Raw genomic sequence first — 21,590 nt, 5'->3', positions numbered from 1 at the left:
AAGATGCTTCGGATTTCGAAGCGTCCGGCAAACAGGAGACGGCTCGTGAGCGGCTCGGGCGGGCTGTGGCAGATCGTTCTCGGCTGGGTCCCGACGCTCCTGTGGGCCGGCGTCGTCCTCACCGCGCTGGTGCTGCTGCGAGCGCCGCTGCGGGACCTGATCTCGCGCGTCGGCACCGTCAAGGTCGCCGGAGTGGACGTCTCCTTCGTCGCCGCCGACCTCGGCGCCGCCGCGGCCGCGAAGAACGTCCAGCTCCCGGCGACGGCCGCGAAGGGCGTGGCACAACGTGCCGCGGAGCACGCCGATCAGCTTCACGGCGCACGTCTCCTGTGGCTCGACGCTCGCCCCACTCACAACCGGGCCGAGCGGCAGGCGCTCCGCGCGCTCGGCATCGAGGTCACGGCCGTGACCGGACTCCAGGAGGCGGTCGACCTCGTCGAGCGCACCGACCCGGATGTCGTCCTCACGAACTACGGAGCATCGAACAATCCACCGACCGCCGTCGCGCTCGGGCGAGCCGTCGGAGACCTGGCCCCCGTGATCGTGTACTCGGTGGGTACGCAAGGGAAGCCGCTCGCGACGGGCTGCTTCGGCCAGACCGACCGCCCCGATCAGCTCCTCCACCTGGTCATCGACGCGATGGAGCGCGCGCACCCATACCGTCAGCCCTGACTGTCTCGTAGGCTCGCCGTCGATCCCGAGACGACTTGGAGGACGAAGGCCTCATGGGTGTGCTGGACGGCGTCAAGGTCATCGAGGTGGCCGGGATCGGCCCCGGGCCGTTCGCGGCGATGATGCTCGCGGACATGGGCGCCGAGGTGCTGCGCGTCGACCGGCCGAAAGGCGGCGGGCTCTCGCTGGGCGACCCGCGCAAGGACGTCCTCGGGCGGGGGCGGCGGTCGGTCGCCCTGGACCTCAAGAGCGACGAGGGCCTCGCCGTCCTGCTCGACCTCGTCGAGGGCGCCGACGTGCTCCTCGAGGGCTACCGGCCCGGGGTGGCCGAGCGGCTCGGCTTCGGTCCCGACGACTGCCACGCGCGCAACGAGCGCCTCGTCTACGGCCGCATGACCGGCTGGGGACAGGACGGCCCGCAGGCCTCGCGCGCCGGGCACGACCTCACGTACCTCTCGACGGCCGGGGTCGTCGCGCACATGGCCGGACCGGACGGGGCGCCCGCCATCCCGATCAACCTCGTCGGCGACTTCGGCGGCGGCGGGATGCTGCTCGTGGTCGGGGTGCTGGGCGCGCTCGTGGAGCGGGGCATCTCGGGCCGCGGCCAGGTCGTCGACGCGGCGATCGTGGACGGCGCCGCGATCCAGATGGCGATGGTCTACGGGCTGCGCGCGGGTGGAGCCTGGCCGAACCCCCGCGGCGGCAACATCCTCGACGGCGGCGCGCCGTTCTACCAGAGCTACCGCTGCTCGGACGGCGGCTGGGTCGCGGTGGGCGCGCTGGAACCGCAGTTCTACGCCGCGCTGATGACCGGCCTCGGGCTCGAGGGCGAGGACATCGCCGCGCACCAGTGGGACATGGCGCGCTGGCCGGAGTTCCGGGCGCGGCTCACCGAGGTGTTCGCGACGCGCACCCGCGACGAGTGGGCCGCCGACCTCGAGCCGACCGACGCGTGCGTCGCGGCCGTGCTCGAGATGGAGGAGTCCGCCGAGCACCCGCACAACGTGGCGCGCGGTCTGCACGTCGACGCGTTCGGCGTGCGGCAGCCCGCCCCGGCGCCGCGGTTCAGCCGCACGCCCAGCGGCACCCCGAACCCGCCCGCGGCGCCCGGCCAGCACTCCGCCGAGGCGCTCGCCGACTGGGGCCTCGACCGCGACCGGATCGCGAAGCTGCAGGAGGCGGGCGTCGTCCACCAGACCTAGGCTCACGAGCGCTCGGCGGACGCACGAGGAGGGCCCGTGATCCTGACCCCGGCCGGGGCGTGGCGCGCTGTCGGCAACATGCGTGCCCGGGTCCTCGAGGGGCCGCTCGCCGACCTGCGGCGCATGCCCCGCTCGGCGTTCGACACCGGCCCCGGCGACCCCGGCGGCGACCTGGGACGGGCGCACGGTCTCGCGCGGGCCGGGTCGGTGAGCACCTACCGCTACGCCGTGCACCCGAGCGCGCGGCTGCGGGGCTCGCCGGTCGTCCTGGTCTCGCCGCTGGGCGCGTGCGGGGTCGGCTTCGACCTGCGGCGCGGCAACAGCCTGGTCGAGCACCTCGTCGGCGAGGGGCGGTCGGTCTACCAGATCGACGACGAGGACCTCGTCGGCCACGGCGGCTCGATCTCGCCCGGGCACGCCGACCTCGAGCGCTGGGTCGACGAGATCCTCCCGCACGTCGTGCGCACCGTCAGCGAGCACCACGACGGGGCGCCGGTGCACCTGGTGGGCTGGTCGATGGGCGGGCTGCACGCGGTGCTCGCGGCGGCCGCGCACCCGCGTCTGCCGCTGGGTTCGGTGACGGCGATCGCGACACCGTTCGAGCTCGACGAGGTGCCCCCGGTGGTGCGGGCACGCCCGCTGGCGGTGGCCGCCGGCGGGCCCGTGCTCGCGACGGCACAGACGCTGCTCGCGCTCATGCCGCTGCCGCGCCTGCTCAAGGCGCTGGGTCTCGGTTCACTCGACGAACTGCTCACGGCGCCGTTGACGATGGTGGTCCGGCTCGACGACCGCGAGTTCCTGGCCCAGCTCGAGGCGGTCGACGACCTCCGCGCGCTGATCGGCGACCAGGCCCGCCTCGTCGGCACGTTCTTCCGCGCCATGGTCGCGCCGGAGGACCTCGCGGCGGGCCGGATCCCCGTCGGGCACCGCGTCGTCGACCTCGCCGACGTGCGCTGCCCCGTCCTGCTCGTGGCCGGCGAGAACGACCGGGTCGTGCCGCCCCGGGCCGTGCGGGCGGGTGCGCGGCGTCTGCGCGGCACGGAGACGCGCCTGACGACCGCGCCGGGCGGCCACCTCGGTGTCCTCACCGGACGGTCGGCGAAGGACACGACGTGGGCCCGGCTCTGCGCGTTCCTCGACCGCCACGACGCCCCCGCGACCGTGGAGGGCAGCTCGCCCGGCAGCCGACGCGTCCTGCGCCCGGCGCGGTCGAGCGCCCGGGCGACCGTCGAGCCGATCCGCCCGCTCGTGTCGGCACCCCGCGAGGAGGCGGCGCGCCCTCGAGATGACGTGATCGAGGACGAGGCGGTCGCGAACGAGGCGGTCGAGGACCCTGCGGTCGAGGACCGGCCCGCCCCCGGAGCGGCGGGCACCGCGTCGCCGCGTCCCGTCCGCCGGTCGTCCCGGCTGCCCGCCCCCAAACGGGCGTCGCGCTCGCCGCGGCAACGCTGAGAGCTGCGTCGACGGGACCCGAGCGGTCGGACGGTCGTCTACTGTGACGACGTGGTTTCACTCCGCGAGGCCCGCCGTGATCGAGGCTGGTCACAGACCACGGCTGTCGCGCGGCTGAAGGAGCTTGCGCACCAGGGGAACGTCGACGTCGCGAGCGCCTCGAGCCTCAAGAGCCAGCTCTCACGCTGGGAGAACGGCACGGTGCCTGACGAGCCCTACCGCACGCTGCTCGCGGAGCTCTACGAGCGCGAGATCAGCGATCTGGGCATCGACATCACCCCGCACTGGGAGCGCAGCCACGAGATCCCCGGGCTGCTCACCGAGATCCGTGACGAGCTGCGCTCGCTCAACGAGGCGTTGCGCGCGCGCCGCGACTCCTGAGCGCGTTCAGCGCTCCCCGGGCCGCGCCACCACCTGCAGGCGGGGCTGCCGCTCCGACGACTCGGCGTGCCGGGCCAGGGCGAGCCCCAGCGCGGTCACCGAGACCGTGCCGACGGCGGCGACGGCCTCCGCGGTCAGGTCGAGGACGTCGGCCAGTGGGCGCAGCGGCGCCAGCAACACGTTCACGAAACCCCTACGGCGTTCGGCATGACTCCACACGGCGAGGACCCGCACGACGTCCGCGGCAGCAGTGCCGTCCGGCGTCGGGGCTTCTCGCAAGCTCGTCCCACCATCGTGCCAGTCGCGCCAGGGGGCGGAACCCGCTGTCGCGGGAATTCACACGCCGGCCACAGGGACCTGCGTCGGCCGGTCGACGTGGTGCGCCGATCGGACCCGTCCTTCCGACAACCAGCAGTGGTGACGGCTGCGCAGGCCGTGACCATTAGCGGCGCCTACGGTGGCGTGCGTGCGTTTCCGCCAGCTCGGTTCGAGTGACCTCCAGGTCTCCGAGATCTCTCTCGGCTCCTGGCTGACCTACTCCGGCGGCGTCGAGGCCGACGCGACCGCGGCGTGCACGCGGGCCGCGTTCGACGCCGGCATCACGTTCTTCGACACCGCGAACGTCTACGGCCGCGGCGCCGCCGAGGAGGCCTGGGGCCGCATCCTCGCCGACTACCGGCGCGAGGACTACGTGCTCGCGACGAAGGTCTACTTCCCGATGTCGGACACCGACCGGGGCCTGTCGCCCGCGCAGATCCGCAAGCAGATCGACGCGTCGCTGGCCCGCCTGCGCACCGACCACGTCGACCTCTACCAGTGCCACCGCTTCGACACCGAGACGCCGATCGAGGACACGATGGAGGCGCTCGCCGAGGTCGTGCGCTCCGGCAAGGCCCGCTACCTCGGCGTCAGCGAGTGGACCCCGGACCAGATCCGCGCGGGCCTGGAGGCCTGCCCCGACGACGTGACCATCGTGTCGTCCCAGCCCCAGTACTCGATGCTCTGGCGCGCGCCGGAGGCCGAGGTCTTCGACGTGACCGCCGAGCACGGCATCTCGAACATCGTGTGGTCCCCGATCGCGGAGGGCGTGCTCACCGGGAAGTACCGCCCGGGCGAGCCGGTGCCCGTGGACTCGCGGGCGGCCAGCGACGAGATGAACGGCTTCATCCGCCAGAAGCTCACCGACCACACGCTCGAGGCCGTCCAGCGGCTGGTCCCGATCGCCGAGGGGGCGGGGCTGTCCATGGCCGAGATGGCGATCGCGTGGGTGCTGCGGCGCCCCGAGCTCGCGTCGGCCATCGTGGGCGCCTCCCGCCCCGACCAGGTGCACGCGAACGCCGCGGCCGCCGGCATCGAGCTCACGGCCGACACCCTCGCCGCGATCGACTCGGCCCTGGGCGACGTCCCAGCCACCGGCCCCCGGCTCGCACCCGGCGCCTCGGCGGGGATCACCCACCGCTAGATGCCCTTCGGGCATGTGAGCACTTCGGAGTGCTCTGGCACTTCGAACTGCTCACCTGCGCGGAGCGCACCTCACCGCGGCAGGCGGCGCCAGGCCCAGCGGGGCAGGAGGCGCATCCCGGTGAAGAGCACACGCAGGGCGCCGGGCACCCAGACGACGTCGCGGCCCGCGGCCAGCGCGTCGGCGGTGGCGTCCGCGACCTGACCGGGCGTCGAGGACAGCGGCGCCGGGTCGAGACCGCTGTCGGCCGTCATCCGCCCGACGACGAACCCGGGGCGCACGAGCGTGAGGTGCACGCCGCTGCCGTGCAAGGCGTCGGCCAGCCCGGAGGCGAACCCGTCGAGACCGGCCTTCGCGCTGCCGTAGACGTAGTTCGCGCGCCGCACCCGCACCCCGGCGACCGACGAGAACACGACGATCTCGCCGCGCCCCCGGGCCCGCATCCGGGCCGCGACGTCGGTGAGCACCGCGACCTGCGCGACGTAGTCGGTGTGCACGACCGCCGCGGCGTGGGCCGGGTCGCGTTCGGCCCGGGCCTGGTCGCCGAGCACGCCGAACGCGAGGACGACGGTGTCCGGCGTCCCGTGCTCGGCCTCGACGGCGTCCAGCACCGCGCCCTGGGCGGCGAGGTCGTCGGCGTCGAACTCGACGGTCGCCACCGTGGCGCCGCTGCTGCGCACCGCCGCGGTCTCGGCCGCCAGGTCGTCGGCGCGGCGGGCGGCGAGCACGACCGTGCCGGCGCGGCCGGTCGTCGCGAGCCGGCACGCGAGCGCCACCCCGATCTCGCTGCGACCGCCGAGGACGAGGACGACCGGGGAGCTCTGCTCAGGCACCGCGGCAGCCTAGGGAGCGCTCGCCCCGGGGCTCGCGGGGCCGTAGCGTCACGCCGACCCGGACGAGGGAGCGCACGCGGTGAAGATGGTGCACGCGATGGTGCCGGCCCACGCGATCGACGGCGTGCGCCGGGCCCTAGAGCGGCACGCGGTGCTCGGGATGACGATCTCGGAGGTCCGCGCTCCGAGCACGGACGGTCACCGCGAGGTGCATCGCGGCGCCGTGGTCCTCGACGACCTCGCACCCTGTCTACGGATCGAGACGATCGTCCACGACGATCTCGTCGAACGGGTCCTCACCGAGGTCGCGACGGCCGTCCATCCCGAGGGACGGCTGTGGGTCGCCCCGCTGGATCTCGTCACCCGCGTCCGGACGGGAGAACGGGGCGAGGACGCCGTGTGAGGCGTGCGCCCACGGAGCGTCACCCTCGACCACAACTCGTGCGACCGTCCGCCGCACCCTCCGCCCCGCTCGGCGGAACCCGCTGTCCCCGGAGCGCATCGTCAGGACATGATCGGTCCGTCGCGGGGAAGCACCATCGGCTCGGATGGTGGTGGGGGTGAGGTCGTCGGACACGATCGGGCGTCACCGCCGTGGCTCCACAGGGTCCGGCTTCGAGCACGCGGCGCTGTTCTACGACGACGACGAGGGACTCGTCGCCGGTGTGGTGAACCACGTGCGCGCGGGCCTCGAGGCCGAGGACGTCGTCGTGGTGGTCCTGCCCGACGCGCACCTGGACCTCGTCCGTGACGGGCTCGGCGGGGACGCCTCCGGTGTCGTCCTGCAGGAGGCCCGGCGCCTCGGACGCAACCCGGCCCGGCTGGTGCCGGCGTTGCACGGGTTCGCCGACCAGCATCCCGGCCGGCGCATCCGCGCCGTCGGCGAGGGCCTGTGGCCCGGGCGGCCGGAGGACGAGCTCGCGGCGCACCTCCAGCACGACGCGCTGACGAACGTGGCCTTCGCCGACCGGCCGGTGACGATGTTGTGCCCCTATGACGCCCGCCGGCTCGACGCCGACACCGCGGCCGACGTGCGCGCCGCGCACCCGCTGCTCCTCGAGGCGGGCGACACGGTGCCGAACGCGACGTTCGCCGACCCGCTCAAGCTCGCCGAAGCCGTCGCCGGCCCCTTGCCCGACGCGCCCGACACGGGCGAGACCCTCGTCTACACCGCCCCGCACGGGCCCCGGACCGTCCGCCGGGCCGTCGCCGAGCACGCGGCCGCGGCCGGGCTGGGGGCCGACCGTCTCGCCGACCTGTGCCTGGCCGTGCACGAGGTCGCCGTCAACACGGTCGTCCACACCGAGGGGCCCGGCATCCTGTCCCTGTGGCACACCGACGACCGCGTGGTCGTCGAGGTCCAGGACTCCGGCTACATCGCGGACCCGCTCGTCGGCCGCCACCCGCCCGGGCCGGAGGACGGTCGGGGATACGGGCTGTTCCTCACCCACCGGCTCTGCGACCTGGTCCGGATGCAGAGCACGCGGGACGGCGGGACGACGGTCCGGATGACGATGTACCTGGACCAGCGGTAGCGCTAGTGTCAGCGGCTCCCGCCGATCTCCCGGGAGCACGTCGTGGACACCGCCGACCTGCAGGCCGACATCACCGCCGAGCGCCGCGGGCTCGCCGACGTCATCGACGCGCTGCGCCCGGAGCAGTGGCAGGAGCCGTCGCTGTGCACGGGCTGGACCGTGGAAATCCTGGTCGCCCACCTGACGCTGACCTCGCGCATCACCCCGTTGCAGGCGATGTGGGGCGTGGTCACCGCGGGCTTCGACATCAACACGATGATCGACCGCGCCGCACGCGCCCACGCCGCGCGGTACTCCCCCGCCGAGCTCGCGGCCCAGTTCCGTGAGTCGGTCGACTGGACGCGACGCCCGTTCGGGGCGAAGCCGCGCGATCCGCTGGTCGACATCCTCGTCCACGGGCAGGACCTGACGCGGCCGCTGGCCATCGCGCACCCGATGCCGCCCGCCCACGTCGTGCCCGCCCTCGAGTACGCGGTCGGGGCCTCGTTCTACAGCGCGCCGAAGCGCCTCCGGGGCCTGTGCCTGGTCGCCACGGACGCCGACTGGTCGTCCGGTGACGGGGACCGGGAGCTGCGTGGGCCCTCCGGCGACCTGCTCCTGGTCACCACCGGGCGCGCCACCGGCCTCGCCGCCCTCGAGGGCTCGGCCGTCGACGAGATGGCGACGCGCCTGGCCGCGTCCTGAGGGTCGACCAGTGAGCTCAGGGCCCGCCGGCCGGCCGGCGCGCCCGCTCGTACGCGTCGGCCTCCGGCCCGGGACGGTCCGACCACCCCGAGTCGGCCCAGCCCTCGAGCCAGGAACGGGCCGCGATGGTGGGCAGGAGCCCCGACCAGGTCGCCGACATGCGCTCCCAGATCGACGGTCCGTGGGGCTGTGCCTCGGCGAGCAGGTGGTGCCCCACGATCGTCGAGAGCAGCGTCGCGCTGGTCGCCGCCGGGTCGGCGCCCTCGACGAGGAATCCGGCGACGCGGGCGCGCTCGAGCAGGACCTCGCTCTCGGCGCGCCACACCTCGACCCACTTGTGGCGGTCGGTCTGTAGCCCCGGGTCCTCCCGCAGCACGCGGACACCGCCCTGGACCACGGGATCGTGCATGAGGCGCGCGATCTGGGCGTCGTAGACGACGAGCAGCGCGCGCAGCGGATCGAGATCGCGGGCCGCGATGCGCTCGGCGATGTCGTCCCAGGACGCGAGGGTCTCGTCCACGACGGCCCGGCCCAGGGCGGCCTTGGACTCGAAGTGGAAGAACAGGGCGCCCTTCGTGCGTCCGCCGTCGGCGACGACCTGGGCGAGCGTGGTCGCATGGTAGCCCTGCGTGGCGAACCGGCGGGCGGCGGCGACGACGAGCTCCCGCCGGGTCGACCGGGCCCTGACCTGCAGGTTGGCCGCGGTGACGTGGTCCGACCAGCGCGACACCGGCAGCTCGAACCAGCGAGCGTCCCCCGGCGTCATGACGGGGAGTATGCGAGCGCGGGACAACGCCGACCAGGGATCGTCGCTGATCCGAACGGTTCGTCCCCGCACGTCACCTTTGGGCTGGGCCGTCCGGCCGACGCCCGAGCACGACGACCTCCTGCCGCGCGTACCCGAGGCGCTCGTAGAACGCGACGGCCGCCCCGTTGTCGCCGCGCACCATCAGCTGGACCTTCGGCACCCGGTCGCGCAACCACGTCTCGGCCGCGCCGACCAGGGCCCGCCCCACACCGCGCCGTCGGTGCGCGTCGGCGACCGCCAGGTAGTACAGCCACCCCCGGTGCCCGTCGTGGCCGACCATCACGGTCCCGGCAAGTGTGTCGTCCCGCAGCGCCGCGAGCACCGTCGACGAGGGGCCGCCGAGCGCCCGGCGCAGGTCGGCCTCCGGGTCGTTCCACGGGCGCGTCAATCCCGCGGCGTGCCACAGGGCGATGGCCTCGTTGTGCCGGTCGGCCGGGAGGGGAACGATCACCAGAGCACGCTAGAGGCGGACGGGACCACCCCTTGTGCCGCCGAGCATGCTGACCCGATGACCACGCTGTCGGCATCGGGCCGGCTCATGGGCTTCGTCGGTGTCTCCGACCTCGACGCCGCCCAGCGCTTCTACGGCGACGTCCTGGGCCTCGCGCTCGTCGACGAGCGCCCGTTCGCCCTGGTCGCCGACGTCGGCGGGACGATGCTGCGGATCACCGCGGTCGGCGAGCCCGCCGCCGCGCCCTACACGGTGCTCGGCTGGGCGGTCGACGACATCGCCGCCACGGTCGACGAGCTCGCCGGCCGCGGCGTGACGTTCACCCGCTACGAGGGCATGGGGCAGGACGACCGCGGCGTCTGGACCGCGCCGGGCGGCGCGAAGATCGCGTGGTTCCTCGACCCCGACCGCAACAACCTCTCGCTCACGGAGCTCCCGCGATGATCACTGGTGCGCACGCGATCCTCTACACCGCCGACGCCGAGGCGGACCGGGCCGCGCTGGCCGAGATCCTGCGCGGGGCGCCCTCCGTCGACGCCGGGGGCGGATGGCTGATCCTCGGGCTGCCGCCGGCGGAGGTGGCCGTGCACCCCACCGACGGCGCCGCGCAGCACGAGCTGTACCTGATGTGCGACGACATCGAGGCCACCGTCGCCGACCTCGACGGGCGCGGCATCGCGGTCGAGGGTGGCGTGAGCGACCAAGGGTGGGGTCTGCTGACGACCATCCGTCTGCCCAGCGGTGCCGCGCTGGGGCTCTACGAGCCGCGGCACCCCGTGGCACGGTGATCGGGATCCAGCCGTCCCGATCATGAAGAAGGCCCGTTCTCGCTGTTCAGCGAAGAAACGGGCCTGGTGTGGCGGGTCCAGGATTCGAACCTGGGAAGCTTGCGCGACGGATTTACAGTCCGCTCCCTTTGGCCACTCGGGCAACCCGCCAGGGCGTGTGCCACCCCGCGGGACGGCGTCGGAGACACTACAGACCGGGGCCTACCCTCCGTGCAGGCGGGGCCCCGGTTGATCGCCGGGCCGACACGTCAGGGAGGACGACGATGGCCAACCCCTCGTTCGACGTCGTGAGCAAGGTCGACCGCCAGGAGGTGGACAACGCTCTCAACCAGGCGGGCAAGGAGCTGTCTCAGCGCTTCGACTTCCGCGGGACGGGCGCCGACGTCTCCTGGGCCGGCGAGGAGGCCATCACGATCAGCGCGGAGACCGAGGAGCGCTGCAAGGCGGCCATCGACGTCTTCAAGGAGAAGCTGATCAAGCGCGGGATCTCCATGAAGGCCTTCGACGTCGGCGACCCCGCCCTGTCGGGGAAGGCCTACAAGGTCACCGGCTCCCTGGTCCAGGGCATCAGCAAGGACAAGGGCAAGGAGATCTCGAAGGTCATCCGCGACGAGGGCCCGAAGGGGATCCAGGCCCAGATGCAGGACGACCAGCTCCGCGTCACGGGCAAGAAGAAGGACGACCTCCAGGCCGTCATCTCGCTGCTCAAGGACCGCGACTTCGAGATCGCGCTGCAGTTCGTGAACTACCGCTGAGCCGCGGTGTGACCGCGGTTCAGACTCGGCGGTGGCGCCCGACGTAGCGCACGCCGGTGGCCCCGGCCACGGCGGCTGCGCCGAGCAGGCCGTAGGTCAGGACGTCGGAGGCCGGGGACGGGGCGCTGCCGTCGCCGGCGGCCACGCCACCGACGGGGTAGTCGGACGCGGCCTGGGCCACGACGGGCGCCGGGTCGGAGTCCGACGCGACCTGATCGGAGTCGGAGTCGGAGTCGGAGTCGCTCCCGGAGTCGCCGTAGTCGAACGACTCGCACGCCTGCCCGTCGTCGTCGGCGTCGAGGCGCTCGGGGTCGCTCGGATCCGCGTCGAGGGCGTCCTGGGCCTCGTCGCGGGAGGAGAAGTCGGCGCAGCCGCGGTTCGTGGTGCCCGACGAGGTCGCCGACCCCGCCCGGTGCGAGGACCCCACCGAGACCGTCGGCGGGGTGACCTCGTGCGAGGACGAGCCGGACGAGCCGCCGGTCGACGAGCCGCCGCCGAGGTCGACGTCGGTGATCGGCGACGCGGACGAGGACCGGTGCGGCAGGCTCTCGCACGCCCGACCGTCGTTGTCCGAACCGTCGAGCTGGTTCGGGTCCGAGGTGTCCGCGCTGTAGACGTCCTGCGCGTCCTCCTGGTAGTCGAAGTCGCCGCAGTTGTGGACGTCGTTGCCGGCCGCGAAGGCCATCCCCGTCCCCGGCCCCACCACGCTCAGCAGCGTCAGCGACCCGAGGGCGGCGGCACGGGCGCGGCGGGTACGGCGGGGGGCGCGGTGAGCGGGCACGGTCGCGGTCTCCTCGTTCGACGTGGGGTGTCGGGAGGACCGTCGTCGCGGCGTTCGCGTTCGTTAGGACCAACCGCGTGAACCACTCGCGCGGACGCACTTCGTCCGTTCCACGCAACCTCGGGCCGGTCCTCGGCGTCCTGACCTGCTGCGCGAACACCGGGTCATCGCGTAGCCAGGCGACCCTCGCCGGCGGCAGACTGCCGCTGTGGATCGCAACGGGGCGTTGCGCGTCGGGTCGGCGCTGCCCGACCCGCCGTTCGAGCTCGAGGGTGCCGACGGGGTCGACGGGTTCGACCCCGCGGTGATGCGGGCCGTGGCGCAGCGGCTGGGTCGGGAGTTCGTGCTCGTCCGCTACGAGGCCGACGACTTCGACGGCATCTTCGCCGGGCTCGACCGCGGCGACTACGACGTCGTGGCGTCGGGGGCGACGATCACCGACCACCGCCGGACGCTGGCGCGCTTCTGCCGCCCCTCCGTCCGGTCGGGACAGAGCCTGGTGGTCGCCGAGGAGCACGCCGGCGAGGTCCACGGCGTCGACGACCTCGCCGGGCGGACCGTCGGCGTCCAGCACGGCAACACCTCCGAGCCGGTGGCCGACGAGCTCGCGCGCTCGGGACGCATCGCCGGGGTGCGGCGCTACGCGTACCGCGACATCCTCCGCGCCCTGGACGACGTCGAGGCCGGGACGATCGACGCGTTCATGAAGCTCGAGCCCGTCATGCGCTGGCTCACCCGCGACCGCGCGCTGACCGTCGTGGCGACCGGCATCACCCACGAGGAGCTCGGCGTGGCGGTCCGCCGCGACGACGCCGCGCTCGCCGCGCAGATCGACGGGGCGCTCGACGACCTCCGCGCCGACGGCACCCTCACCCGGCTCGGCCGGGACTGGCTCGGCACCGGCACCCCGGGCAGCACGACGTCGGTGGTCACGTGAGCCGCCTGGTCCGGCTCTGGACCGAGGTCGGGCAGTCTCGCTTCCGGGAGGAGGACGTGCTGCCGCCGGCCGCCGACGCACGTCGCGTCCACGCCGAGGAGTCGCCCGCCGGCAGCACGCTCGACTGGCACGACGCCCCGTGCCGGCAGTACGTCGTCACCCTCACCGGCACGTTGCGCTTCACGACGCGCGACGGGGGCAGCTTCGTGCTGGGTCCGGGCGACGTCCTGCTCGCCGAGGACACCGCGGGCGGCGGCCACCGCTGGGAGCTGATCGACGACCAGCCGTGGCGGCGCGTCTACGTCGAGCTCCGGTGAGCACCCCACCGTGGCGTATCCCGTGAGGCGCGGGCGGGGTAGGCAGGGCGCATGAGCGAGCGGATCGTCGTCGTGGGCGGGGGCTTCTCCGGATCGGGCGTGGCGCGACGGCTGGAGAAGCTGCTGCCGGACGCCGACATCCGCCTGGTCTGCCCCGACGACTTCATGCTCTACCTGCCCCTGCTCCCCCAGGTCGCGGCGGGGCTGCTGCCGGCACCGGCGGCCGTCGTGTCGCTGTCGCACCGGCTGCGGCGCACGGTGCTGGTGCCGGGACGGGCGACGGGGGTCGACCTCGACGCCCGCCGGGTGCTCGTCCGCAGCATCACCGGCCACGACGAGGCGCTCGCCTACGACCGGCTGGTGCTCGCCCCCGGGAGCGTCACCAAGGTCATGGACATCCCCGGCCTGCGGGAGTACGGGCGCGGCTGCAAGACGCTCGCCGAGGCGGCGTACCTGCGCGACCACGTGCTGGCCCAGCTCGAGGTCGCCAACACCTCCGACGACCCCGAGGAACGGGCCCGTCGCTGTCGGTTCGTCGTGGTGGGCGGCGGCTACGCCGGTGTCGAGACCGCGGCCAACCTGCAGCTGATGACGACGGCGCTCGCCCGCCGCTTCCCGCGGCTCGACCCCGCGCTGGTGCAGTGGCACGTCGTCCAGCACCACGACGGGCTGATGCCCGGGCTGGGCGAGCGGCTCGGCGAGGACACGCGGCGCGTGCTCGAGTCGCGCGGCGTGCACGTCGACCTCGGGATCAGCCTGACGCAGGCCGACGACGAGTCGGTGACGCTCTCCGACGGCCGCCGCCTCGCCACCTCGACCCTGATCTGGACGGCCGGCGTCTCCCCGAGCCCGCTGGTGAGCCATCTCGGCCTGGACACCGACCGCGGGCGCCTGGTGGTGGCCGCCGACCTGTCGGTGCCCGGCCGTCCCGAGGTGTTCGCGCTCGGGGACGCCGCGGCCGCTCCCGACCTCGCGACGGGGAACGGCGCGGTCTGCCCGCCGACCGCGCAGCACGCCACGCGTCAGGCGCCGGTGGCCGCCGAGAACGTCGCCGCGAGCCTGGCAGGACGGCCGACGCGCGAGTACCGCCACCGCGACCTGGGGATGGTCGTCGACCTCGGCGGCTCCGACGCCGTCGCCAAGCCGTTCGGGATCGACCTGTCGGGCGGGGTGGCCGCCGCCGTGACGAAGGCCTACCACCTCTGGGCGATCCGGGCTCCCGCGACGATGACGCGCGTCGCCAGCAACTGGGTGCTGGGCGCCCTCCACGGCGCGAGCGCGGTCCGGCTGGGCTTCCTCACCGGCGCGAGCGGACGGCTCGCGGAGTTCGAGCACACCGACGACTACCTGGACCCGGCGCAGGTCCGGGAGGCGATCGCCCGTCTCTAGCCGGCGCCCTCGAGCACGTCGAGTCGGCGGTCGAGGCGGCGCAGCAGCTCCAGGACGCGGTCGAGCTGCGACATCAGGGGCGCGGTGGCGGCGTAGGGCCGGGCGCTGCGGTCGGCGGCGAGGTCGCGGCGGGCGTCGGCGACGACGACGTCGGCGTCGACACCGAGCGCCGCCAGGGTCCGTGCCGCGTCCTCGGCGCGGTCGGCGAGGACGCCGAGCAGGAGGTGGCGGACGCCGAGGCCCGGGTCGGCGGCCTCGTCGGCGGCGCGGCCGGCGGCCTCGAGCGCGGCCACGGCACCGGGCGTGGAGGGGCGGTGGCCGGCGAGAGGGTCACCCCGCCCGGCCCGTCGGCGGCGGGCCTCCTCGCGGGCGCGGTCGATGTCCACCGCGGCGAGCACGCGGCCCCCGTGGTCGCGCTCGTCGAGGGCGAGGGCGAGCAGCAGGTGGGCGGTCCCGAGCCGGGAGTCGCCCGCGCGGGCCGCCTCCCGGTCGGCGAGGAGGAGGACGCGGATGACCCGCTCGGTCTGGCGCGACGTGAGGCTCATCCGCCCACGGTCGTCGAGGGGGAACGCCCGCACCTCGGGGTCGATCCCCGGTCCGTCTCGGGGTCTCACCACTGTCTGACGTAGTAGTAGCTCGGCTCGGCGTTGCCGGGCTCGGTGTGGCGGTAGCCGTGGGCCTCGTAGAACCGCCGGGTGTCGTGGTCCTCGCCGTCGACGTTGATCTCCAGCTCCCGCCCGCCCCGCGCGTGCGCGAGGTCCTCGACGGCCGTGAGCAGCGCGTGCCCGATCCGGTGTCCCCGCCGGTCGGGGCGCACGTAGAGCTCGTCGAGCAGCGCCACCGGGGCGTCGGACCAGGCGTTGGGGCGGAAGCTCACGACGGCGAGGGCGTCGGGCGGGTCACCGTGCAGGAGGGCGACGAGGTCGTCGTCGTCGTCGCTGCCGAGCAGGGTGCGCAGCCGCCGCGTCAGCACCGCGACGCCGGGCGTCGGGGTGTCGAACTCGGTGTTGAAGTCGTGCAGCAGGCCCGCGACGGCCGCGGCGTCGTCGGCGCCGGCCCGGCGCACCTCACCCATCGGAGCCGTAGCGGCGGGTGAGGATCTCGAAGTGGTGGCCGGCGGGGTCGTCGAAGTACAGCCCGCGTCCGCCGTGGTGGGTGTTGAACTCGCCGGGCCCGCGGTACCCGACGTCGGCCCAGAACGGAGTGTCCCGTTGCCGGAGGCGGGCGAGGATCGCGTCGAAGTCGTCGTCGCCGACGTGGAACGCGACGTGCTGGCTGGGGAACTCGAACGGCGGGGCGGCGTAGTCGATGGTGCAGGTCTCGTCGACGTCGACGGCGACGAACGGCCCCGATGGGTAGGGCGCGGGCAGGCCGAGGACGTCGGCGAGGAACTGGGCGGACGCGCGGGCGTCGTGGGCGGCGAGCGCGAGGTGGTCGATGCGAACGGCCATGGGGTGGGGCACTCCAGGGCTCCGGCGACTCCATCCGCCGGTCTGACACCGGCCCGGACGCGACGCTCGGGCCATCCGACCGCGCACCTTCGTCACCGTCAAGAGCGGATCGAGCGGGTGGATTTCCTGACACTGGACATCAGCGTGGACGCCAGGCTGACCCCACCCCGTGCGTCAGCCGCCGTTGCGGGCCATGGCCTCGAGGCGGTCGATGCGGTCGGACAGCGGCGGGTGGGTGGAGAACATCCGCGAGAGGCCCTCGCCCGGCCGGAACGGGTTGGCGATCATCAGGTGCGACTGGCTGACGAGCTGCGGCTCGGGCGGAAGCGGGGCGACGGCGGTGCCGTACTCGAGCTTGCGCAGCGCCGAGGCCAGGGCCAGCGGGTCGTGCGTCAGCGTCGCGCCGCTCGCGTCGGCCTGGTACTCGCGGGAGCGGCTGATCGACATCTGGATGATCGCCGCCGCGAACGGGCCGATGATCGCGACCGCCAGCACGGCGAGGAAGTTCCGGCTGCCGCCGAAGATCTGCGCGGCGATGACGAGGTAGGTCACGACGCTCGAGAGGGCGCCGGCCACCGACGAGATGAGGATGTCGCGGTTGTAGACGTGCGAGAGCTCGTGGCCCAGCACGCCGCGCAGCTCGCGCTCGTCGAGCAGCCGCAGGATGCCCTCGGTGGCGCACACCGCGGCGTGGCGCGGGTTGCGGCCGGTGGCGAAGGCGTTGGGCGCCTCGGTCGGGCTCACGTACAGACGGGGCATCGGCTGGTGGGCGTCGGTCGCGAGCTCGCGCACGATCCGGTACATCACCGGCTGCTCGGCTTCGCTGACCGGGCGCGCGTGCATCGCCCGCAGCGCGAGCCGGTCGCTGAAGAAGTACGAGTAGCCGTTGACGCCGAGGGCGACGACCAGGGCGATCAGCAGGCCGGTGCGTCCGAACAACGAACCGATGACCAGCACGATCGCGCTGAGCACACCCAGCAGCACCGCGGTCTTCAGGCCGTTGCGCACCGTGCTCTCCTCCTCGGGGACGTCTCCACCCGGGACAACGCGGTCACGCCGGACGCTAGTTCCCGGCGCGCGCGGCCTCGACCATCTCGCGCGGGGCGCCGAACGCCTCGAGGTCCTCGGGCCGGCCGTGCTTGAGGAAGTGCTCCGGACCGACCTTCAGGAACAGCGCCCGCGCCGTGCCCGCGAGCTCGCCGTCGAGCTCGCCGAGGAAGGCGACCCCGGAGACGTAGATCTTGCGGCCCACGACGGCGTCGACGCGCGAGCGCAGCCACAGCGTGCTGCCCACCGGGATCGGGCGGCGGAAGTCGGTCTCCAGCCGCGCCGTGACCGCGGAGCGGGCAATCTGCGTGTAGGCCGTCCCGAGGGCGTCGTCGAACGCCGTCATCAGCATCCCGCCGTGCAGCAGCCCCGGCGCGCCCTGGTGCTCCTCCAGGACGTCGAAGCGGCTGTGCACGGACACCCCGTCGTCGCCCACCCAGGTCCGGATCCGCAGGCTGCCCGGGACGTCGCCGCAGCCGCGGCAGCCCGCGTAGTGCGAGGTCGTCCGTTCACCGGGCCCGGGCGCCTTGGGGTGCTTCTGCGGCGCCTCGGCGTCGGCCGGCGGGTCGATGGAGATCGGCACGCCGTCGCACGTTACCGACGTCGAGGGCCTCCCGGACCGCGAGTCGCGTCACGTGGGAGGCATGCTGGCGCCATGCCCGAGCCCGATGTCCGCGTGGAGCGTCTCGACGGTCCCGTCGGTTCCACGGCCCTCCTCACCGTGTCCGACCCGAAGCGCCGCAACGCCATGACGACGGCGCTGTCCGACCGGCTGGTCGCCGTGCTCGCGGACATCGCCGCCGACACGTCGGTGCACGCCGTGGTGGTCACCGGCGACGACGACCCCAAGCCCGCTTTCTGCGCGGGCGGCGACCTCGACGAGCTCGCGGCGGCCGGCGAGGCCGGCCCGGACGCGCTCGAGCGCATCTACGCCGGGTTCCTGGCCCTGGCCGAGTGCCCGCTGCCGACGTTCGCCGCCGTCGACGGACCCGCGGTCGGGGCGGGCCTCAACCTGGCGCTGGCCACCGACGTGCGGATCGCGGGCGAGACGGCCCGCTTCGAGCCCGGGTTCCTGCGCCTGGGCGTCCACCCCGGCGGGGGCATGACGTGGATGGCGCAGCGGATCGTCGGGCCCCAGGTGACGACGGCGATGCTGCTCGGCGGCGAGGGCCTCGACGCCGCGCGCGCCGCCGAGCTGGGGCTGGTGCTCAAGGTCGCGACCGGCGAGGGCACCGACGGGCGGTCCGCCGCGGTGGCCGAGGCGCTGCGCATGGCGGCGACGTCGGCGGCCGCCCCCCGCGAGCTCGTCGTGCACACGAAGGCGAGCATCCGGGCCACCGGTCAGCTCGACCGCCACCGCGACGCCGTCGCCGTCGAGGTCGGTCCGCAGCTGGAGTCCCTGCGCTCGGACGGCTTCCGCGAGGGCCTCGCGCGCGTGCGCGCCGGCACCGGGAAGAGGTGAGCCCGGACGGTCCGCCACGCCGAACACCGGACGTGCGCAGCGCGCCTGTTTCGGTCCAGCCTGTGACCCACGACCAGCCGCCCGACGGTCACGGAGCGGTGAGGTTAGCCTGGGTAGTCCACTCCTCCCGGATGGATGTACCACGAGCAAGGCGAAGGGACGGAAGAGCTCGATGAGCACTGACACCGCCGTCGGGCCGTCTGGTCGGGAGGTGCGCCAGACCCATCGGGTCGTCATCCGCTTCGCGGGCGACTCCGGGGACGGCATGCAGCTGACCGGCGACCGGTTCACCTCCGAGGCCGCGGCCTTCGGGAACGACCTCGCGACGCTGCCGAACTTCCCCGCCGAGATCCGTGCCCCTGCCGGGACCCTCCCCGGGGTGTCGAGCTTCCAGCTCCACTTCGCGGACTACGACATCCTCACCCCCGGCGACCGGCCCGACGTCCTCGTCGCGATGAACCCGGCGGCGCTCAAGGCGAACCTGAAGGACCTGCCGCACGGCGGTGTCCTCATCGTCAACACCGACGAGTTCACCAAGCGCAACCTCACGAAGGTCGGCTACGAGTCCAACCCCCTCGAGGACGACTCGCTCGACCCGTACACGGTCCACCCGGTCGCGATGGCGACGCTGACCCGCGGGGCGCTCGAGCCGACGGGGATGAGCAAGAAGGACGCCGAGCGCGCGAAGAACATGTTCGCGCTCGGGCTGCTGTCGTGGATGTACCACCGCGGCACCGAGGGCACCGAGCAGTTCTTGCGCGAGAAGTTCGCGAAGAAGCCCGAGCTCGCCGAGGCCAACATCCTCGCGTTCCGGGCCGGGTGGAACTACGGCGAGACCACCGAGAGCTTCGCGGTCACCTACGAGGTCGCGCCGGCGCGGCTGGCCGAGGGCACCTACCGCCAGATCACCGGCAACCTCGCGCTCGCCTACGGCGTCGTCGCCGCCGGGCAGCAGGCGAAGCTCCCGGTCTTCCTCGGCACCTACCCGATCACTCCCGCGTCCGACGTACTGCACGAGCTCTCGAAGCACAAGGGCATGGGCGTCACGACGTTCCAGGCCGAGGACGAGATCGCGGGCATCGGCGCCGCGCTCGGGGCGTCGTTCGGCGGCTCGCTGGGCGTCACGTCGACCTCCGGGCCGGGTGTCGCGCTGAAGTCGGAGACGATCGGCCTCGCGGTGGCCCTCGAGCTGCCGCTGCTGATCCTCGACGTGCAGCGCGGCGGCCCGTCGACCGGCCTGCCGACGAAGACCGAGCAGGCCGACCTGCTGCAGGCCATGTACGGCCGCAACGGCGAGGCCCCGGTGCCGATCATCGCCCCGCAGTCGCCCGCCGACTGCTTCGACGCCGCGCTCGACGCCGTGCGGATGGCGCTGACCTACCGCACCCCGGTCTTCCTGCTCTCCGACGGCTCGATCGCCAACGGCTCCGAGCCGTGGCGCATCCCGGACGTCGACGCCCTGCCCGACCTGTCGGTCACGTTCGCCACCGAGGCCAACGCGCCGGACGGCTCCGGGGAGTTCTGGCCGTACCTGCGCGACGCCGACACCCTCGCGCGCCCCTGGGCGATCCCGGGCACCGCCGGCCTCGAGCACCGCATCGGCGGGCTGGAGAAGGCCGACGGCCCGGGCACGATCTCCTACGACCCGGACAACCACGACCGCATGGTCCGGCTGCGCCAGGCGAAGATCGACGGCATCGAGGTCCCCGACCTCACCGTCCACGACCCCGACGGTGACGCCGAGGTCCTCGTCCTGGGCTGGGGATCGTCGTACGGGCCGATCGGCGCAGCCTGCCGCCGCGTCCGGGCCGCGGGGCTCTCGGTGGCCCAGGCGCACCTGCGCCACCTCAACCCGATGCCGCGCAACCTCGGCGACGTCCTGCGCTCGTACCGCCGCGTCGTCGTGCCCGAGATGAACCTCGGGCAGCTCTCGATGCTGCTGCGCGCGCGGTTCCTCGTCGACGCGCACTCCTACACCAAGGTCGCCGGCCTGCCGTTCCAGGCCGAGGAGCTCGCCGGCGTCCTCACCGACGCCGTGAAGGGAGACCTGCCCGCATGACGGCCACCGATCTACCGACGCCCTCCGTCGGCGGTCTGGACCTCGTCCCGACCACCGACGAGCAGCAGAAGGCGAAGGACTTCACCTCCGACCAGGAGGTGCGCTGGTGCCCGGGCTGCGGCGACTACGCCGTGCTGGCCTCGGTGCGCTCGTTCCTCCCGGAGCTGGGCCTGCGCCGCGAGAACATCGTGTTCGTCTCGGGCATCGGGTGCTCGTCGCGGTTCCCGTACTACCTCGACACCTACGGCATGCACTCGATCCACGGGCGCGCGCCGACGATCGCCACCGGCCTGGCCGTGACGCGTCCGGACCTCTCGGTCTGGGTCGTCACCGGCGACGGCGACGCGCTGTCGATCGGGGGCAACCACCTGATCCACGCGCTGCGCCGCAACATGAACATCACGATCCTGCTGTTCAACAACAGGATCTACGGGCTGACCAAGGGCCAGTACTCGCCGACCTCCGAGGTCGGCAAGGTCACCAAGTCCACGCCGATGGGCTCGGTCGACGCCCCGTTCAACCCGGTGTCGCTGGCGCTGGGCGCCGAGGCGACGTTCGTGGGTCGCGCGCTGGACTCCGACCGCAAGGGCCTCACCGAGGTCCTGCGCCAGGCCGCCGCCCACCGCGGCGCCTCGCTGGTCGAGATCTTCCAGGACTGCCCGATCTTCAACGACGGGTCGTTCGACGTCCTGCGCAAGGGCGACGACGTGGCCGAGCGGCTGATCAAGCTGGTCGACGGCGAGCCGATCTTGTTCGGCAACGAGGGCGAGTACGGCGTCGTTCGCTCGGCGTCCGGCGGGCTCGAGGTCGCGCGCGTGGCCGACGTCGGCGAGGACGCCGTCGTCGTCCACCATGCCGACGAGCAGGACCCGACCCAGTCGTTCGCGCTCTCGCGGCTGTCCGACCAGGACCTCACGCACACCGTCACCGGCGTGTTCCGCAAGGTCGACCGGCCGACCTACGACGACGGCGCCCGCGCCCAGGTCGCGGCCGCGAAGGAGCAGGCGGAGGCCCGCGGCGACGACCTCGACGCCCTCCTGCGGGGCAAGGACACCTGGGCGGTGCTCCCGGAGCCCGAGAACGAGCAGTAGCACCGCGCCCGACACCGCGCCCGCCACCGCGGG

Annotated in this window: 27 protein-coding genes and 1 tRNA gene; 17 read left to right on the top strand and 11 right to left on the bottom strand. The window is 73.7% G+C overall.

The features are described 5' to 3' along the window. Positions 1-45 precede the first annotated feature (45 nt). The 4 genes from ACR9E3_RS24390 (at position 46) to ACR9E3_RS24375 (ending at position 3,707) form a co-directional block, all read left to right on the top strand. Entirely contained in the window at positions 46-672 is a 627-nt protein-coding gene (locus tag ACR9E3_RS24390; RefSeq protein WP_460383213.1) for a hypothetical protein, read from the top strand. Positions 673-725: 53 nt separating this feature from the next. Next, positions 726-1,874 (top strand): CaiB/BaiF CoA transferase family protein, encoded by a 1,149-nt coding sequence (locus ACR9E3_RS24385; RefSeq protein WP_460383212.1) that lies wholly within the window; start codon positions 726-728, stop codon positions 1,872-1,874. Between the two features lie 36 nt (positions 1,875-1,910). Next, positions 1,911-3,326 (top strand): alpha/beta fold hydrolase, encoded by a 1,416-nt coding sequence (locus tag ACR9E3_RS24380; RefSeq protein WP_460383210.1) that lies wholly within the window; start codon positions 1,911-1,913, stop codon positions 3,324-3,326. A 201-nt stretch (positions 3,327-3,527) separates the two neighbouring features. After that, positions 3,528-3,707, top strand: coding sequence for a hypothetical protein (locus ACR9E3_RS24375; protein ID WP_460383209.1), 180 nt, complete (start codon positions 3,528-3,530; stop codon positions 3,705-3,707). A gap of 6 nt (positions 3,708-3,713) precedes the next feature. On the opposite strand, the gene ACR9E3_RS24370 is transcribed toward ACR9E3_RS24375, so the two are convergent. Beyond that, positions 3,714-3,893, bottom strand: a complete 180-nt coding sequence (locus tag ACR9E3_RS24370) for a hypothetical protein (protein WP_460383208.1) — start codon at positions 3,891-3,893, stop codon at positions 3,714-3,716. A gap of 280 nt (positions 3,894-4,173) precedes the next feature. On the opposite strand from ACR9E3_RS24370, the gene ACR9E3_RS24365 reads away from it, so the two are divergent. After that, a complete protein-coding gene (locus ACR9E3_RS24365) occupies positions 4,174-5,169 on the top strand; it encodes an aldo/keto reductase family protein (protein WP_460383207.1) in 996 nt (331 codons plus the stop codon). 71 nt (positions 5,170-5,240) lie between these two features. Here ACR9E3_RS24365 and ACR9E3_RS24360 read toward each other — a convergent pair whose 3' ends face one another. After that, positions 5,241-6,002, bottom strand: a complete 762-nt coding sequence (locus ACR9E3_RS24360; RefSeq protein WP_460383206.1) for an SDR family NAD(P)-dependent oxidoreductase — start codon at positions 6,000-6,002, stop codon at positions 5,241-5,243. An 85-nt stretch (positions 6,003-6,087) separates the two neighbouring features. Between ACR9E3_RS24360 and ACR9E3_RS24355 the strand changes: the two genes are divergently transcribed. The 3 genes from ACR9E3_RS24355 to ACR9E3_RS24345 all read left to right on the top strand — a co-directional run bounded on the left by ACR9E3_RS24355 (position 6,088) and on the right by ACR9E3_RS24345 (position 8,221). Continuing rightward, positions 6,088-6,405, top strand: a complete 318-nt coding sequence (locus tag ACR9E3_RS24355) for a P-II family nitrogen regulator (protein WP_460383236.1) — start codon at positions 6,088-6,090, stop codon at positions 6,403-6,405. 157 nt (positions 6,406-6,562) lie between these two features. Then, positions 6,563-7,537, top strand: coding sequence for an anti-sigma factor RsbA family regulatory protein (locus tag ACR9E3_RS24350; RefSeq protein ID WP_460383205.1), 975 nt, complete (start codon positions 6,563-6,565; stop codon positions 7,535-7,537). Positions 7,538-7,579: 42 nt separating this feature from the next. Next, a complete protein-coding gene (locus ACR9E3_RS24345; RefSeq protein ID WP_460383204.1) occupies positions 7,580-8,221 on the top strand; it encodes a maleylpyruvate isomerase family mycothiol-dependent enzyme in 642 nt (213 codons plus the stop codon). Positions 8,222-8,237: 16 nt separating this feature from the next. Here ACR9E3_RS24345 and ACR9E3_RS24340 read toward each other — a convergent pair whose 3' ends face one another. Together ACR9E3_RS24340 and ACR9E3_RS24335 are read right to left on the bottom strand one after the other, a co-directional pair. Then, entirely contained in the window at positions 8,238-8,987 is a 750-nt protein-coding gene (locus ACR9E3_RS24340; protein ID WP_460383203.1) for a TetR family transcriptional regulator, read from the bottom strand. A gap of 73 nt (positions 8,988-9,060) precedes the next feature. Next, positions 9,061-9,480 (bottom strand): GNAT family acetyltransferase, encoded by a 420-nt coding sequence (locus ACR9E3_RS24335; RefSeq protein WP_460383202.1) that lies wholly within the window; start codon positions 9,478-9,480, stop codon positions 9,061-9,063. Positions 9,481-9,537: 57 nt separating this feature from the next. Here ACR9E3_RS24335 and ACR9E3_RS24330 point away from each other — a divergent pair, with 57 nt between their 5' ends. Together ACR9E3_RS24330 and ACR9E3_RS24325 are read left to right on the top strand one after the other, a co-directional pair. Next, positions 9,538-9,924, top strand: a complete 387-nt coding sequence (locus ACR9E3_RS24330) for a VOC family protein (RefSeq protein ID WP_460383201.1) — start codon at positions 9,538-9,540, stop codon at positions 9,922-9,924. Next, complete coding sequence (locus ACR9E3_RS24325) at positions 9,921-10,268, top strand: VOC family protein (RefSeq protein WP_460383199.1); 348 nt, start codon at positions 9,921-9,923, stop codon at positions 10,266-10,268. The genes ACR9E3_RS24330 and ACR9E3_RS24325 overlap by 4 nt, the downstream gene beginning before the upstream one ends. Positions 10,269-10,337: 69 nt before the next feature. On the opposite strand, the gene ACR9E3_RS24320 is transcribed toward ACR9E3_RS24325, so the two are convergent. Beyond that, positions 10,338-10,418 (bottom strand) — tRNA-Tyr (locus ACR9E3_RS24320). A gap of 113 nt (positions 10,419-10,531) precedes the next feature. On the opposite strand from ACR9E3_RS24320, the gene ACR9E3_RS24315 reads away from it, so the two are divergent. Beyond that, a complete protein-coding gene (locus ACR9E3_RS24315; RefSeq protein WP_285648773.1) occupies positions 10,532-11,023 on the top strand; it encodes a YajQ family cyclic di-GMP-binding protein in 492 nt (163 codons plus the stop codon). A 19-nt stretch (positions 11,024-11,042) separates the two neighbouring features. Here the strand turns inward: ACR9E3_RS24315 and ACR9E3_RS24310 are convergent, their stop codons facing one another. Next, the gene (locus tag ACR9E3_RS24310; protein WP_460383198.1) at positions 11,043-11,804 is read right to left on the bottom strand and encodes a hypothetical protein; all 762 of its coding nucleotides are present in this window, start codon (positions 11,802-11,804) and stop codon (positions 11,043-11,045) included. Positions 11,805-12,012: 208 nt separating this feature from the next. On the opposite strand from ACR9E3_RS24310, the gene ACR9E3_RS24305 reads away from it, so the two are divergent. The 3 genes from ACR9E3_RS24305 to ACR9E3_RS24295 are packed head-to-tail and all read left to right on the top strand — an operon-like array spanning position 12,013 to position 14,447. After that, complete coding sequence (locus ACR9E3_RS24305; protein WP_460383197.1) at positions 12,013-12,741, top strand: ABC transporter substrate-binding protein; 729 nt, start codon at positions 12,013-12,015, stop codon at positions 12,739-12,741. Further along, positions 12,738-13,058 carry a cupin domain-containing protein gene (locus ACR9E3_RS24300; protein WP_460383196.1) on the top strand — a complete coding sequence of 107 codons (321 nt, stop codon included), beginning with the start codon at positions 12,738-12,740 and terminating at the stop codon, positions 13,056-13,058. Before ACR9E3_RS24305 ends, ACR9E3_RS24300 begins: the two co-directional genes overlap by 4 nt. 51 nt (positions 13,059-13,109) lie before the next feature. After that, positions 13,110-14,447 carry an NAD(P)/FAD-dependent oxidoreductase gene (locus ACR9E3_RS24295; RefSeq protein WP_460383195.1) on the top strand — a complete coding sequence of 446 codons (1,338 nt, stop codon included), beginning with the start codon at positions 13,110-13,112 and terminating at the stop codon, positions 14,445-14,447. Here ACR9E3_RS24295 and ACR9E3_RS24290 read toward each other — a convergent pair. From ACR9E3_RS24290 to ACR9E3_RS24270, 5 genes are all read right to left on the bottom strand, one after another. Beyond that, positions 14,444-14,992 (bottom strand): Clp protease N-terminal domain-containing protein, encoded by a 549-nt coding sequence (locus tag ACR9E3_RS24290; RefSeq protein ID WP_460383194.1) that lies wholly within the window; start codon positions 14,990-14,992, stop codon positions 14,444-14,446. The two genes, ACR9E3_RS24295 and ACR9E3_RS24290, sit on opposite strands and share 4 nt — an antisense overlap. Before the next feature lie 65 nt (positions 14,993-15,057). After that, entirely contained in the window at positions 15,058-15,522 is a 465-nt protein-coding gene (locus ACR9E3_RS24285; RefSeq protein ID WP_460383193.1) for a GNAT family N-acetyltransferase, read from the bottom strand. Further along, a complete protein-coding gene (locus ACR9E3_RS24280) occupies positions 15,515-15,898 on the bottom strand; it encodes a VOC family protein (protein WP_460383192.1) in 384 nt (127 codons plus the stop codon). The genes ACR9E3_RS24285 and ACR9E3_RS24280 overlap by 8 nt, the downstream gene beginning before the upstream one ends. Before the next feature lie 174 nt (positions 15,899-16,072). Continuing rightward, entirely contained in the window at positions 16,073-16,906 is an 834-nt protein-coding gene (gene htpX, locus ACR9E3_RS24275; RefSeq protein WP_460383190.1) for a zinc metalloprotease HtpX, read from the bottom strand. Between the two features lie 55 nt (positions 16,907-16,961). Next, positions 16,962-17,528, bottom strand: coding sequence for a PaaI family thioesterase (locus ACR9E3_RS24270; protein ID WP_460383189.1), 567 nt, complete (start codon positions 17,526-17,528; stop codon positions 16,962-16,964). A gap of 72 nt (positions 17,529-17,600) precedes the next feature. Between ACR9E3_RS24270 and ACR9E3_RS24265 the strand changes: the two genes are divergently transcribed. The 3 genes from ACR9E3_RS24265 (at position 17,601) to ACR9E3_RS24255 (ending at position 21,557) form a co-directional block, all read left to right on the top strand. Continuing rightward, positions 17,601-18,407 carry an enoyl-CoA hydratase-related protein gene (locus tag ACR9E3_RS24265; protein ID WP_460383188.1) on the top strand — a complete coding sequence of 269 codons (807 nt, stop codon included), beginning with the start codon at positions 17,601-17,603 and terminating at the stop codon, positions 18,405-18,407. A 172-nt stretch (positions 18,408-18,579) separates the two neighbouring features. Continuing rightward, positions 18,580-20,466, top strand: a complete 1,887-nt coding sequence (locus ACR9E3_RS24260) for a 2-oxoacid:acceptor oxidoreductase subunit alpha (RefSeq protein ID WP_460383187.1) — start codon at positions 18,580-18,582, stop codon at positions 20,464-20,466. Beyond that, a complete protein-coding gene (locus ACR9E3_RS24255) occupies positions 20,463-21,557 on the top strand; it encodes a 2-oxoacid:ferredoxin oxidoreductase subunit beta (protein WP_460383185.1) in 1,095 nt (364 codons plus the stop codon). Before ACR9E3_RS24260 ends, ACR9E3_RS24255 begins: the two co-directional genes overlap by 4 nt. Positions 21,558-21,590 lie beyond the last annotated feature (33 nt).

It is taken from the genome of Actinomycetospora sp. C-140 (genome assembly GCF_054796175.1).
Note: the sequence above shows the minus strand (reverse complement) of the source record. Positions and strands in the feature narration are given on the sequence as shown.

Excerpts from the sequence above, each read along its gene's own strand:
- ACR9E3_RS24285 (WP_460383193.1), bottom strand. The coding sequence starts at position 15,522 with ATGGGTGAGGTGCGCCGGGCCGGCGCCGACGACGCCGCGGCCGTCGCG.
- ACR9E3_RS24330 (WP_460383201.1), top strand. The coding sequence starts at position 9,538 with ATGACCACGCTGTCGGCATCGGGCCGGCTCATGGGCTTCGTCGGTGTC.
- ACR9E3_RS24385 (WP_460383212.1), top strand. The coding sequence starts at position 726 with ATGGGTGTGCTGGACGGCGTCAAGGTCATCGAGGTGGCCGGGATCGGC.
- ACR9E3_RS24340 (WP_460383203.1), bottom strand. The coding sequence starts at position 8,987 with ATGACGCCGGGGGACGCTCGCTGGTTCGAGCTGCCGGTGTCGCGCTGG.
- ACR9E3_RS24265 (WP_460383188.1), top strand. The coding sequence starts at position 17,601 with ATGCCCGAGCCCGATGTCCGCGTGGAGCGTCTCGACGGTCCCGTCGGT.
- ACR9E3_RS24295 (WP_460383195.1), top strand. The coding sequence starts at position 13,110 with ATGAGCGAGCGGATCGTCGTCGTGGGCGGGGGCTTCTCCGGATCGGGC.
- ACR9E3_RS24315 (WP_285648773.1), top strand. The coding sequence starts at position 10,532 with ATGGCCAACCCCTCGTTCGACGTCGTGAGCAAGGTCGACCGCCAGGAG.
- ACR9E3_RS24325 (WP_460383199.1), top strand. The coding sequence starts at position 9,921 with ATGATCACTGGTGCGCACGCGATCCTCTACACCGCCGACGCCGAGGCG.
- ACR9E3_RS24290 (WP_460383194.1), bottom strand. The coding sequence starts at position 14,992 with ATGAGCCTCACGTCGCGCCAGACCGAGCGGGTCATCCGCGTCCTCCTC.
- ACR9E3_RS24255 (WP_460383185.1), top strand. The coding sequence starts at position 20,463 with ATGACGGCCACCGATCTACCGACGCCCTCCGTCGGCGGTCTGGACCTC.
- ACR9E3_RS24355 (WP_460383236.1), top strand. The coding sequence starts at position 6,088 with ATGGTGCACGCGATGGTGCCGGCCCACGCGATCGACGGCGTGCGCCGG.
- ACR9E3_RS24280 (WP_460383192.1), bottom strand. The coding sequence starts at position 15,898 with ATGGCCGTTCGCATCGACCACCTCGCGCTCGCCGCCCACGACGCCCGC.
- ACR9E3_RS24260 (WP_460383187.1), top strand. The coding sequence starts at position 18,580 with ATGAGCACTGACACCGCCGTCGGGCCGTCTGGTCGGGAGGTGCGCCAG.